Source organism: Aneurinibacillus sp. REN35, from assembly GCF_041379945.2.
Lineage (GTDB): Bacteria > Bacillota > Bacilli > Aneurinibacillales > Aneurinibacillaceae > Aneurinibacillus.
In genome coordinates this window covers 298,033-311,026 of sequence record NZ_JBFTXJ020000002.1, presented here as the reverse complement: position 1 = coordinate 311,026, position 12,994 = coordinate 298,033, and the positions used below count along the sequence as shown (strand labels likewise).

Below are 12,994 nucleotides of genomic sequence, written 5' to 3'. Positions count from 1 at the left end.
CCTTACTCTTCTTTACTTCATCAGCTTGTTCATTCGTCTGCTGATGGTAGCGGGGCTGACCCCAAGCACTTCCGACACCTTGATTGCCGTGCCATACTTTTTCATCCCAAGCTCAATTAACTGGCTTTCAAGCTCGGCCACAGCTTCCTTTAGCGGCATCAACTCGAACACCATCGGTCGCTTGCGCCTGCGGCCTGCTTCACCGTAGAAAACACGCAGCACATCATCACGCGAAATAAGATCCCCCTGGCTCGTAACGATAAGACGCTCCACAATATTTTGCAGTTCACGCACATTACCAGGCCAATCATAATTCTCCAGCACTTCAAGCGCTTCGGGAGAGAATCCCTTGTCCATCTGATAGGTGCGATTGAATTGCTGAAGAAAATAAATGGACAGCGAAAATATATCCTCCATCCGCTCCCGAAGCGGCGGAATCCGAATCGGAATGACATTCAAACGGTAATACAGATCTTCACGGAATGTACCCATTTCCATCATATCTTTTAAATTCTTGTTGGTGGCTGTGATAACCCGGACGTCTACGGGAATTGGGGCTACACCGCCTACGCGCAGCACTTCTTTCTCCTGCAATACCCGAAGCAGCTTTACCTGCATGGTTAGCGAGAGCTCACCTATCTCATCAAGGAATATAGAACCCTGATGCGCCATCTCAAATAAGCCCGGCTTGCCCTTCTGATCAGCTCCGGTAAAGGCCCCTCGTTCATAGCCAAACAACTCGCTCTCAATTAGATTCTCCGGAATCGCGCCACAATTAATGCGCACAAGAGATCGGTCTTTGCGCCGACTCGCCGCATGCAGAGCACGGGCGATGACTTCTTTACCCACACCTGATTCTCCGCTCAAAAGCACGGTGGAATCCACCTGAGCAATCCGTTTGATTTCTTCAACGAGTTCTTCCATTACACGGGAGCGGTAAATAAGCGGCTTATCACTATCTTCTAATACTTGGGTCTGCTGCGTACCCGGCTCTTTTTCTGCCTGTGCAGCCCCGCTGCGCGGCCTGCCCGTTCCGGTAATATCGCGCGAGAGCACCACGATTTTTTCAAGCTTATCCTCATGATAGACGGGTGTGGCTACCGACCACACTTTTCGCCCGTGACCCGCATCTTGAATCACTGTTAGTTTTTTCTTCTTTTTTATGCACAAATCTACGATATTGGGCTTGAACACACCTTTTTCTTCAAAGTCGTACACATTTCTTCCAATGACTTCATTCGGCGTCTTCTTCCCCCAGAACTCTCCAAGAAACGTTCCGGCCACCCTCATAATCTCACCGCTTGCATTCACTACAAGAATCTGCTCATGCGAAGACGTATACACCGCCTGTAAGTCCGAATATAAATTACGCACGAACTCAAGCTCCTGCACCGCTTCTTCAAACGTCTCGCGTCGGAAGAAAATATGAACCAGTCCAGTAACTTTTCCATCAATGCGCAACGGAGAGAAATTGCCGCTAATCTGCTTAAAATTAATGGAGCTGTTTACACTCACCAACGTCTCGCCTTGAAGCACCAGATCCAGTTCCTTCTCCATCGTCAATAATGTCTTATAGTTGCGGGACATAAGAAAAGAGCGGGAGAGCCCCAGTATGTTCTCTGCCACCTCATTAATGAATTCAATCTCAAAGGCTGTGTTTGTCCGAACAATGCCTACACCTGCCCCGTTTAGCATTTGATTCATATGCGTAAGCTGCAACTCGTTAAGACGGTGGCTCGCCTGTGAAACGAGGCTATAACCGGCAACCTCTCCGTCCGGATTCATTCCAAGCACTACAGAAATATTGTGATAGTATTCCACAGGATGCATATGAGGAACTTTCAAAATGTCTTTGTGATAGTGAACCTTCTGTGTAAGGTCCGGAGCATGCCGCAGTTGTGCGAGTATCCCATCTATATGAACATATCCAATGATGCTTCGTTCCTCTGCGACAAACGCGATGTCCGAGCTATGGTCATGCATGCTGCTTAGCACCTCATGCACGGCGGCGTCCCGGTCAACAATGACCGTAATCGGCCGCAGAATTTGTTCCCATGTAATCATGCGGTATACCCTCCTGTCAACAAACGGGGCTTCTCTCATTAAGTATAGCAAACACTACGGCTATGCTCATAGATAAACGGGCCGTTGAATAGCAACAGCCCGTAAAAATAGTTGAAACAAATTATACTAAGAGCTTTTCTAAGAAGCGGGTCGTATAAATACCTCCCTGGAAGTCTTTATCCTGCATAATTCTCAGCAAAAGCGACGCATTCGTCTTCACACCTTCTACCTTGCTGCTCTTTAGCACACGCTCCATCTTCTGTATCGCTTCATTACGATCGCGACCGTGAACAATGATTTTGCCGATCATTGGATCATAGAACGGCGTCACCGTACTGCCTTCCACAACCGCGAAATCAAGGCGCACATCCTCTTCCGGAAGGGTAAGGCGCGTCAGCGTTCCCGGCGACGGGAAGAACGTCTCAGGATCTTCTGCGTACAGTCGGCATTCAATCGCATGGCCCGACTTACGAACATCTTCTTGTGTAAAGGAAAGCGCTTCTTTGGCTGCGATGCGAATCTGCCATTCTACCAGATCAAGCCCGGTAATCTCTTCTGTTACCGGATGCTCTACCTGCAGGCGAGTATTCATCTCCAAGAAATAGAACGTCTTGTTCTCATCAAAAATAAATTCCATCGTCCCCACATTGGAATAACCAATTTGCTGGGCGCCGCGCAGCGCGACTTCTAACAGTTGAGCACGTGTCGCTTCATCAAGAAACGGGGATGGGCTCTCTTCTACAACCTTCTGGTTTCTTCGCTGCACCGAACATTCCCGCTCGAACAAATGAACCGCATTTCCATGCGTATCGCAGATGACCTGCACCTCAATATGATGCGGGTTGGCAAGCCATCTCTCCAAAAATAGCGTACCGTCTCCAAAATACGAGGATGCCCGCTGCATGGTGGAATCAAACGCTTTCTGCAGTTCATCCGGGGTATGGACGACCTGCATGCCAATACCGCCGCCTCCCGCGCTTGCTTTCAGCATAAGCGGATAACCTAACTCTTCTGCGATAACCAATGCTTCTTCAGCCGATTCAATCTTTCCATCGAAGCCTGGCACAATTGGAACTCCAGCCTGCTTCATTTGACGGCGCGCTTCGATCTTGCTGCCCATCAATTCAATCGTCCGCGCATTCGGTCCGATAAAGACGATACCCTCTTCTTCACAGCGGCGGACAAAGGCCGGATTTTCAGAAAGGAAGCCATAACCCGGATGAACGGCATCCGCTCCGGTTTCTTTGGCTACTTGAATGACCTTTTCGATGTCTAGATAGCTCTTCTTCGCCTGTGCCGGTCCGATACAAACCGCTTCACTCGCCTCTTCTACAAAAGGCGCGTCTACATCCGCTTCAGAGTAGACAGCGACCGTCTGAATACCTAAGCGCTTGCATGTCCGAATGACGCGGCGGGCAATCTCTCCTCTGTTGGCGATAAGGATTTTATTGAAGTATGTCATGTTCGCTCTACCTCCAGATGATGCAGGGATTCAAGAAACCTTGAATCCCCGCAGATTTTTACTTAAGGACAGCCAGTTCCTGTCCCGCGTCTACAATATCTTCATTCTCTACAAGAAAACGCTCGATTACGCCATCGGCTTCCGCCTTGATCTCATAGAAGTTCTTCATGACTTCAATTAAACCGATAACATCGCCGGCTTTTACCGCATCGCCTTCATTAAAGAATACGTCCTTTTCCGGTGAAGGCTTACGATAAAACACGCCTGGAACGGGGGATATAATAGATTGATTGTCTGTCATGCTTATGACCTCCTAGCCTCTGCAATGATTTGTTTAATTTGCTCGATTTTATCCTTTACTTCTTTTCTTGCCTGAAGAGCTTCATCTAGCGTTACAGCGACGAAGCGCACCTTTTCATTTGTTTTGATCTGTGCCATATGGTCAAGATCGGCGCTGATTACCGTTGCGATGGTAGCATATCCTCCGCCCGTTACCGCATCGTTAAGCAGCGCGATCGGTTCGACCCCATCCGGTACTTGAATTGATCCAATCGGATAGCCGAGATCCACTACATTGGATGGATTACTTCCTGCGCCAAAGGGCTGCTCACGCTCCACAAAGCCGAGACGCTCTCCTTTGAATCGGTAGCCGACCCGATTCGCTTCCGTCGTTACTGTCCACTCCTGCGACAGGAAGCTTTGTTTGCTTTCTTCTGTAAGCCGATAGCTGCAAAGGCCGATAACCACACGAATTTCATGTGATTTACCAAACTGTGGAATGAATGCATCCGGTATGCGCGTACCCACAGGAACCTGCTCACGAATATCATTTCCAATGCGCAGCGTATCTCCCTGTGCCAAGGCTCGCCCTTCGTATCCGCCAATGCCGCACAGCGTATATGTAGAACGAGATTCCATAATAGGCGGCACATCAATACCTCCGGCAACCGCTAAATACACCCGGGCGCCTTGTTTTACAAAGTCAAATGACAGTTCGTCACCAGCCTTCACAGATACGGCCTCCCACATCGGGATGGGCTGTCCGTTAATCTTTGGCGGAATCTGGCCGCCGGTTGCCGCAATGACGGTATCCTGTTCAAAGGCAAGTGTAGGACCCATGTACGTGATCTCTAATACGGCAGCGTTTTCTTCGTTCCCAACAAGCAGATTGGCTACTTCATACGAATACTTATCCATCGCTCCAGAAGGCGGCATGCCGATTTCATAATAGCCGATTCGACCACGGTCTTGGACCGTTGTCTGAAGTCCGGGGTTGAGTACGTTAATCATCCATATAACCTCCCCAACACATTTTCAGAGAATTGCTTCGGATTCCCAATTACTTCATCCGGCGTGAATGTGATCTCTTTCGTTACATAACGGAACGTACCGTCTTCTACCTGCTTACGAATGGCCTCATATTCATCCATCTTCACACTCCGATAGCGGAAGATATCTCCCTGCTTGGGAAATGTCATCGTATCCTTAAAATCCGGCAGCCGCTGGTCGCGATCAAAAATAGGGGCTGCTGCTGTACCGAACAGTTGATAGCCACCCGCTCCCTGTACAGGATAGATCACGGCAAATGCTCCACCAAAACCAAAAGCTCGCTCCGGCGTGTATGTACGCGGACGTACATATTTCGGCACTTCAATCTGCTGCTCGCGCGGCACCATTTGATAGCACCACGGAAGACCCGGGACAAACCCAACCATCGATACAAGATACGGAGCTCCGGTAACCGCCTCGATCAACTCTTCTTTAGAAGCAAAGCCATTGATGCGAGCCGCATATTCCAAATCAGTTGAATTCGGGTCCTGGTGACGGTCCCGAAAGCGCATCAGCGCTTCATGCGTCCACGGATCTTCAAATAGAATCGGCACATCTACTACACGGGCAGAAATCGCAAAGTCATCAAGCGAGATGGATTTCTCTAAATCTTTCAATTCTGCAATCAATGTATCCGGGTGCAGTTGTTCAGGCTCTACCCGAATCATATAGGAAGCGTTGGATGGACAAATATCAAGAATGCCAGCAAGCTGCCGTTCACGAAGCTTGCTGGTGATGGCCATTGCACGGAAATTCGCTTCAAGGCTCATCTCTTCCGCCATTTCTACGAAGACAAACTCATCTCCGCCGTATTCATAACGTGTCATGCTTTGCTTCACCTCTTTATCATAGAATCCAGCACATGATTGCGCGCTTGTTTTATATATCCTAGCAAGGAGAATGCCAAATAAGCAAAATTAAGAGAATTGATTGTAAATACGCATAATTGAAAGGGTTTGCCACATTTCATTTTTGAATCCAAGAAAAACATACATTTGATGTTCTCTATATATTTTTTCATAAATGAAATTTAATTTTCATTTATGAAATTATTTTGCAGAACATCTTCTGGGGTATCCAAATCAATAAGAATCGCTTTATCTTTTACAGGAAGAAGGATATGTTCCTCCAGATTTTTTAGGATGGGCTTTGCTCCTTGATCTCCTTGCAGCTCAAGGAAAGCAAGACGGGATGGACGAGCAAAAAACACAGGATGTCCGGGCTTCTCCTGAAAGGTTGGCTGAATGGCAAAAGCGTGCTTTTTATGGCTAAGCAGCGCAACTCCCTCTTCATACATATACCTAATGGTTTTTTCAGAAATGAAAGGTTGGTCTCCAAGAAAGATCATAATCCCTTCTACTTCTTCGGCTACCTCTTTTATTCCAGCCTTCAATGATGTGCTCTGCCCTTTACAAAAGTCAGGATTCACACACCAGCGAAAGCGCTTATCTTCTATTAAAATAAGCTGCTGGATTCGTTCTGCTTCGCGTCCGATTACAGCCACGACCTCCGTAAAACCAATTGTCAGCACCCGCTCAATGACCTGCTCAAGCATGTAGGATCGGTTTAACTTAAGCAACTGCTTCGCACATCCCATCCGTGTAGATGCGCCCGCTGCAAGAATAATGGCTGCAATCCTTGGCTCATTCATCGCCCTCACTATCGCTCAGACCTGCATGCATGGGCAGACGGCTGATGGATGGCTTCTTTTCCCTGAAGAAATCCTGCTCCATGTCCATTGCGCACAGAAAGAATTTCACTGACGATACTCACCGCAATTTCTTCTGATGAAACCGCACCGATATCAAGACCAATCGGGCTGTACATACGCTCCATGGCAGCAGAGGAGAACACAGTGCCACCCGCCTCAATCGCTTCAAGCATACGGATGCGGCGCGAGCGCGGTCCTAGAACGCCCACATATGGCGCCTTCGATTCCAATACGAATGCAAGGGTGTCCTGGTCCCGTTCGATATGGTGATTCATCACCACTACATACGTCCGGTGTCCAATATGAATCCGATTCTCAAACGCTTGGGGATGAATAAGAATACGATTCGCCGCCGGAAATCGCTCTGCATCATTATAAGCCGGCCGCGGGTCTACTACGGTTACCGTCCAACCGAGCGCTGCACCCATTTGCGCAAGCGGAATCGCATCGTGACCCGCACCAAAGATCATCAATTCAATCGGCGGGACATGCACATCAATGAATACATTGAATGTCTCGCCTCCCGTAAATGAAACCTCCTTCATTTCAGATTTGGGAGACTGCTCACCAAGCTTATCCTGTGCTACCTTTCCAAACCATTCATCAAGGGCATAACTTCCAAAGCTCCCCACCGCCATTCCTTCTTCCGGAATGAACAGCCTCTGCGTCTCCCCCTGCGCCTTAGGATTCATAAGCGTTCCTAATACACCGGCCTTTCCTTTCTTTACAGAATATAAAAAAGCGCCTAATGGACTCGATGTCTCCATAGCCTCAGCCTGTACTGACTCCACATACAAATCAACCGTACCCGGGCAGCCCAATCCAAGCCCCCATACCGCATCTTCATCTAGCGCATATTGCTTGTGTACCGCTCTTCCCTGCTTTAATACATCTTCAGCCAACGCCGCTACGTCAGGTTCGAGGCATCCGCCAGAGATCATGCCCGTCGTCTGTCCCTCTTCATCGATTGCCATCTTTGCGCCTTCGCGTCGATATGCCGAGCCCTTTACATTGATTACGGTTGCAAGTGCAGCTGCTCTCCCTGCTTGCAGCGCTTCTTCTATCGCTGTAATGACCTGCATATACTCCGTCATCTTCTCACCTCCGTGTCTGTATGTGCTCTGTCCAGCGCGAACAAGCGAATATGCTATCTACCGCAACAAACCCGTCGATAAACGGTAGAGCGGCTTTCATTCCTTTTGTCTCCGGACGATACCCTGGTATAGAGAGAAATGGATTTAACCAGATAATCCCTGCCGTCCGACTTTGAATACGGCGCATCATACAAGCTAATTCTCGCGAAGCGCCCGTATCTAATCCATCGCTTGCGATGATAACGACCGTATCCCGTCCAAGAAGCCGCGCACCGTATGACGTCACAAAAGAAGTCAGAGATTCACCAATACGGGTGCCGCTTCCCCATTCATTCTCATAGACCGTCAGCTCAGGCTTCCCATACAGCCGCGCCTGACGCATCTGAGTTGTAATACGCGTCAGATGCGTGGAGAACAAAAAGACTTCCACCTGTTTGGCAGCATGGGTCAATGCCCAGGCAAACTGCAACACCCGCTCCGCCACACCCGCCATCGAACGACTGCCGTCACAGAGCACGACGAATTTCGCTTCTTTACGCGCCCTTGCTTTATGTGCTACGAGCAGTGCCTCTCCTTCATATGCTACGCTTTGACGAAGCGTTCTGCGCAAATCAACGATAGGCCCGCGCTTTACCGGCACAAAACGACGGCTTTGACGACGGCGCAGCGTACGTATGAAAGCCCGCACGCTTGAGATCAGCTGCTCTTCCTTCTCTTCTGGAATACGTAGCGATACGGTACGATTACTTTTTCGAATGGACACTCGAGCCGCTAAAGAAAAAGCCTTCCCTTCCTCTTTTGTGCGATTACCTTCTGCTTCATATACATGTCCAGGTGTCTGCTGCCTAGAATCGGATTCGGTATGTTCCCTATCTTCTGTTCGCCCACTTTGTCTAGCATCTTTTTCTTTCCTTTTTTTTGAGCGAACAGCCGCTTCCTCAAATATTCGAATGCCCTTATCGCTTTTGCGCGGCGCATGAAAGTACAGGCGAAACAGCCGATCAAATTTCTCCTGCTCTTCTGGGCTTGAACAAAGCGTAAGACGAAGCGCCTGCCGAAAATCTTCTTCCTGCACAAGAGATATCGTATCAAGGGCCAACAGCGCATCCCGTATTTCAGCGGGACCGATCGCTATACTATTTCGGCGCAGTTCACTGCAAAACTTCGCTACATGCCCCGATAATGTATCATGCATCGTTTCTCGTCCTGTCCTCTCTAGCAAAAGCCTCTTCAATACGCATCCAATCTTCCGGATCTTTAGCCAAGCAGCCAAGCGTCTCTTGCACAGCTTGCGTATCCAACGCCCCCCGATGCAGAATCATCAATGCCTGCGCCCAATCAAGCGTTTCTGCGATGCCAGGTACTTTATCGAGCGGCATCTGCCGAATCTTCTCCATCATCGATACGATTTGTTCGGCTAGCTTTTCGTCAATATCAGGCAGGTGCGCTTGCAGAATCGCCTGCTCCTTATCGCGATCAGGATAGGAAAGCCAATGATATAGACAGCGACGACGCAGCGCTTCACTCAGCTCTCTTGTCCGATTCGATGTCAAAATAACATAGGGACGATGCTTCGCGCGAAGCGTACCTAACTCTGGCACTGTGATCTGAAACTCCGCCAGAAGTTCCAATAAAAACGCCTCAAACTCTTCATCTGCCCGATCCACTTCATCAATGAGAAGTACCGGCGGCGCATCCGGCTGTGAAATCGCATCAAGCAACGGCCGGCGCAACAAAAAATCGGAGCCAAAAATTTCAGCCTCCCGCTCTGCCGGGCTCATGCTTGTATTTTCCGTTACTTTTAGATGAAGCAACTGTTTCTGGTAATTCCATTCATATAGTGCCGCATGTGCATCCAGCCCTTCATAGCACTGCAGTCGAATTAGCTTGGTATTCAATACACGGGCCAACACTTTGGCAATCTCGGTCTTTCCCACACCAGCCGGTCCTTCGACAAGCAGCGGCTTCTTCAGTGCCATGACCAAATGAAGCGCCGTGGCGGTCGCTCGATCAGTGATGTATCCTGCATCTCGAAAAGCTTGTTCGATTGAAGCCATGCGCGTCTCGATCGTTCTTCTCCCCTTTCTGCAAGCGTAAATGGACGGACCCTCAACATAGAGGGCCCGTTTCTTTACAACAGCACTTGCTTCAGCGCCCGCTCCGTATATACGGTGCACAGGTGGCGTCGGTATTCTTCAGAGGCGAACAAATCGCCCCCCATCTCTCCATCATTCGCTGCCAAAGCAGCTGCTTTGCGAATATTTTCTTCAGTCGCCTCCTGACCCTGCAGCGCTTCCTCTACCGAAGCGGTCCGATAAGCCACATCACTCACTCCGTTTATACCGATACGGATATAATCCACTTTCCCGCTGGCATTCTTACCCGCAATGGCACATACGCCTGCAACGGCATAGCCAGAGGCCGGATGTGCATATTTAACATACGTACTCTTCGTGTGCGAAGGCGGGATCACAAAGGAAACCGCCGTCAGCACACCCGTCTCAGGCATTGCTGTTAGAAGCGGACCGAAGAAAAATCCATCCACACTCACCCATTCCCTGCCATCTTCATCCTGTACTTCTACCTCTGCTTCTAACGCGAGCGCAACGCCCGGCAGATCGGCAGCCGGGTCCGCATGAGCAATATTGCCTCCTACCGTACCGCGATTGCGTACCTGAATATCACCGATCTGGCGAGCAGTCTCTGCAAGCACCGGGATATGTTCTGCTACAAGCGGATCATGAATCAACTCGCGGTGCGTCGTAAGCGCACCTACAACCAGGCGGTCATTCTCTTCTTTGACGCCGCGCAGCTCGGCAATGCGGCTAATATCAATTAGCTTTCCCGGTGAAGTCAGACGAAACTTCATCAGCGGAAGCAGACTGTGTCCACCCGCAATCAGCTTACCTTCTCCTTCGCTTTCTGCAAGCAGCTTGATCGCATCTTCAATCGTCTTAGCGCGTACGTAATCAAATGTACTAGGTATCATGCGTCTCTCCTCCCGTTCTGCATCGCTTTCCATACTTTTTCCGGTGTGAGCGGCATATCCAGATGCGTAATGCCGAACGGCGTAAGCGCATCCAATACAGCATTGACAACAGCCGGAGGTGACGCTGTCGTTCCCGTCTCACCAACCCCCTTAACGCCCAAGGGATTTACCGGTGACGGTGTTTCGGTAAAGGCGGTTTCTAACGTCGGGAAAAACCGTGCTTTTGGCATCGTATAATCCATGAACGTACCCGATAAAAGCTGTCCATTCTCCCCGTATACCGCTCCTTCCCATAACGCCTGTCCGATTCCCTGTGCAAGGCCTCCATGCACCTGACCTTCCGCAATCATCGGATTGATGACACGCCCCACATCGTCAACTGCAATATAGCGCACAAGCTCAATGACTCCGGTATCCGCATCCACTTCAACCACACAAGTATGCGCTCCAAACGGATACACAAAATTGGATGGATCAAAGAACGACTGCGCCTCAAGTGCCGGTTCCAGCCCCTCTGGGAGATTCCATGCCATATTGGCCGACCGGGCAATTTCCTGGAATGTTCGCTGATGTCCAGGCACCCCTTTAATCCGGAACGCTCCCTCTGAGAATTCGAGATCCTCCACTGCCACTTCAAGCTCATGGGCAGCAATCTTTCTCGCTTTCTCCATAACACGCTCCGCCGCGATCTCCACCGCCGCGCCTCCAACGGGTGTTGAACGAGAACCATATGTCCCCCAGCCCATTGCCACGCTCTGCGTATCTCCATGAATGACTTCAATGTCATCAACCGGAACACCGAATTTCTCTGCCACAATTTGGGCGAATGTCGTCTCTTCCCCTTGACCATGCGGAGAAGCTCCGGTGAACACGGTCACTTTACCTGACGGATGCACACGGACGGTCGCATTCTCCCACTGACCGAACTGCAGGCCGATGGCTCCTGCAACCTTAGACGGTCCAAGGCCGCACAGCTCAACATACGTAGAGATACCAATGCCAAGATAGCGGTTCTGCTTGCGCAGCTCATCCTGCTTGCTGCGCAGTGCTTCATAGTCGGCCATCTCCAGCGCTTTATCAAGCGTTAATAAATAATTGCCGCTATCATACGTAATCGCCATCGCCGTATCATAGGGGAACTTTTCCTTCGGCACAAGGTTCTTGCGGCGAATCTCTACCGGGTCCATTCCAATTTCTCTAGCAAATGCGTCAACCGTCCGCTCAATCTGATAGGTAGATTCCGGTTTGCCGGCTCCCCTGTACGCATCGGTTGGTGTCGTATTCGTATACACACCGAATACATCAACCGATGCATGCGGGATATCATATGCACCGGTTACCATCAGACCAAAGCAAATAGTCGGCACCCCCGCTCCCATCGTTGATAAATAAGCACCCATGTTTGCCGTATTACGAATACGAATGGCTTGAATGGTGCCATCCCGTTTACCGGCCATCTCCACTTCAATGATTTCATCACGCGCATGGTTGGTTGCCATAAAATGCTCTTTGCGGTCTTCGATCCATTTTATTGGCCGCTTTAAAGCGCGAGCCGCATAAGCGACAACCGCTTCATCAGCATATACACCAATCTTGGCACCGAACCCGCCCCCAACATCAGGCGCAATCACGCGCAGCTTGGACTCAGGAATCCCCAGCACATCCGAATAGACCATGCGATGAATATGCGGATTCTGCGAGGTACACCAAAGCGTCATATCTCCGCTTCCCGGATTGTATTGGGCTAAAGCCGCTCGCGTCTCCATCGGATTCGGTATAACCCGCTGCTCATAATACCGCTCCCGTACAATGACTTCAGCATTCGCAAATATCTCGTCCGGTACCGCTCCCGCCTTCCAGTGAAATGCCAAATTGTTCTCTACATCTTCATGTACAAGCGGCGCTTCATCTGTAAGCGCTTTCTCTTGATTCGTAACAGACTTCAATTCTTCATATTCTACCTCGATCAATTCTAGAGCATCATAGGCTGTATAGCGATCTTCGGCAATAACCATAGCAACCCCTTCACCAGCATACAGCACCTTATCGACTGCAAGCGGGCTGCGGTCTTTTGCTTTTAGATTGCTTTCTGGAATATACCAGGAAGTAGGTATCGACTTCATTTTCCCTGCCAAATCTTTACCCGTATACACCGCCACAACCCCAGGATGTGCAATCGCCTGGCTGATATCGATTCGCTTAATACGAGCATGGGCATGTGCACTGCGCAGAATGGAAGCATAGAGCATGCCGGGCAGCTTCATGTCGTCGATGAAATTCCCATTTCCCGTAAGAAGTCTCGGATCTTCCTTACGCTTAAGACGAGTTCCAATCATGCTTGCCAT

General features: G+C 49.7%; 11 protein-coding genes. All 11 read right to left on the bottom strand.

Going from position 1 to position 12,994, the window contains the following annotated elements; translation table 11 throughout:
• Positions 1-12: 12 nt before the first annotated feature.
• Positions 13-2,064, bottom strand: a complete 2,052-nt coding sequence (locus AB3351_RS04775; RefSeq protein WP_371145982.1) for a sigma 54-interacting transcriptional regulator — start codon at positions 2,062-2,064, stop codon at positions 13-15.
• Positions 2,065-2,185: 121 nt separating this feature from the next.
• Positions 2,186-3,526, bottom strand: a complete 1,341-nt coding sequence (locus AB3351_RS04770) for an acetyl-CoA carboxylase biotin carboxylase subunit (protein WP_371145981.1) — start codon at positions 3,524-3,526, stop codon at positions 2,186-2,188.
• 58 nt (positions 3,527-3,584) lie between these two features.
• A complete protein-coding gene (locus tag AB3351_RS04765) occupies positions 3,585-3,827 on the bottom strand; it encodes an acetyl-CoA carboxylase (protein WP_371145980.1) in 243 nt (80 codons plus the stop codon).
• Positions 3,828-3,829: 2 nt separating this feature from the next.
• Complete coding sequence (locus tag AB3351_RS04760; RefSeq protein WP_371145979.1) at positions 3,830-4,816, bottom strand: 5-oxoprolinase subunit C family protein; 987 nt, start codon at positions 4,814-4,816, stop codon at positions 3,830-3,832.
• A complete protein-coding gene (locus AB3351_RS04755) occupies positions 4,813-5,682 on the bottom strand; it encodes a 5-oxoprolinase subunit B family protein (protein WP_371145978.1) in 870 nt (289 codons plus the stop codon). Before AB3351_RS04755 ends, AB3351_RS04760 begins: the two co-directional genes overlap by 4 nt.
• 203 nt (positions 5,683-5,885) lie before the next feature.
• Positions 5,886-6,506, bottom strand: coding sequence for a nucleotidyltransferase family protein (locus AB3351_RS04750; RefSeq protein WP_371145977.1), 621 nt, complete (start codon positions 6,504-6,506; stop codon positions 5,886-5,888).
• An 8-nt stretch (positions 6,507-6,514) separates the two neighbouring features.
• Positions 6,515-7,660 (bottom strand): XdhC family protein, encoded by a 1,146-nt coding sequence (locus tag AB3351_RS04745; RefSeq protein WP_371145976.1) that lies wholly within the window; start codon positions 7,658-7,660, stop codon positions 6,515-6,517.
• A 4-nt stretch (positions 7,661-7,664) separates the two neighbouring features.
• Entirely contained in the window at positions 7,665-8,855 is a 1,191-nt protein-coding gene (locus AB3351_RS04740; protein ID WP_371145975.1) for a vWA domain-containing protein, read from the bottom strand.
• The gene (locus AB3351_RS04735) at positions 8,848-9,717 is read right to left on the bottom strand and encodes an AAA family ATPase (RefSeq protein WP_371145974.1); all 870 of its coding nucleotides are present in this window, start codon (positions 9,715-9,717) and stop codon (positions 8,848-8,850) included. The genes AB3351_RS04740 and AB3351_RS04735 overlap by 8 nt, the downstream gene beginning before the upstream one ends.
• 74 nt (positions 9,718-9,791) lie before the next feature.
• Complete coding sequence (locus tag AB3351_RS04730) at positions 9,792-10,649, bottom strand: FAD binding domain-containing protein (RefSeq protein WP_371145973.1); 858 nt, start codon at positions 10,647-10,649, stop codon at positions 9,792-9,794.
• Positions 10,646-12,994: a xanthine dehydrogenase family protein molybdopterin-binding subunit gene (locus AB3351_RS04725; RefSeq protein ID WP_371145972.1), complete on the bottom strand. Its 2,349-nt coding sequence runs from the start codon at positions 12,992-12,994 to the stop codon at positions 10,646-10,648. Before AB3351_RS04725 ends, AB3351_RS04730 begins: the two co-directional genes overlap by 4 nt.

Bases quoted from the DNA above. Each gene is read 5' to 3' on its own strand.
- AB3351_RS04755 (WP_371145978.1), bottom strand. From the start codon at position 5,682: ATGACACGTTATGAATACGGCGGAGATGAGTTTGTCTTCGTAGAAATG.
- AB3351_RS04740 (WP_371145975.1), bottom strand. From the start codon at position 8,855: ATGCATGATACATTATCGGGGCATGTAGCGAAGTTTTGCAGTGAACTG.
- AB3351_RS04765 (WP_371145980.1), bottom strand. From the start codon at position 3,827: ATGACAGACAATCAATCTATTATATCCCCCGTTCCAGGCGTGTTTTAT.
- AB3351_RS04725 (WP_371145972.1), bottom strand. From the start codon at position 12,994: ATGGCAAGCATGATTGGAACTCGTCTTAAGCGTAAGGAAGATCCGAGA.
- AB3351_RS04750 (WP_371145977.1), bottom strand. From the start codon at position 6,506: ATGAATGAGCCAAGGATTGCAGCCATTATTCTTGCAGCGGGCGCATCT.
- AB3351_RS04770 (WP_371145981.1), bottom strand. From the start codon at position 3,526: ATGACATACTTCAATAAAATCCTTATCGCCAACAGAGGAGAGATTGCC.
- AB3351_RS04775 (WP_371145982.1), bottom strand. From the start codon at position 2,064: ATGATTACATGGGAACAAATTCTGCGGCCGATTACGGTCATTGTTGAC.
- AB3351_RS04745 (WP_371145976.1), bottom strand. From the start codon at position 7,660: ATGACGGAGTATATGCAGGTCATTACAGCGATAGAAGAAGCGCTGCAA.
- AB3351_RS04735 (WP_371145974.1), bottom strand. From the start codon at position 9,717: ATGGCTTCAATCGAACAAGCTTTTCGAGATGCAGGATACATCACTGAT.
- AB3351_RS04730 (WP_371145973.1), bottom strand. From the start codon at position 10,649: ATGATACCTAGTACATTTGATTACGTACGCGCTAAGACGATTGAAGAT.
- AB3351_RS04760 (WP_371145979.1), bottom strand. From the start codon at position 4,816: ATGATTAACGTACTCAACCCCGGACTTCAGACAACGGTCCAAGACCGT.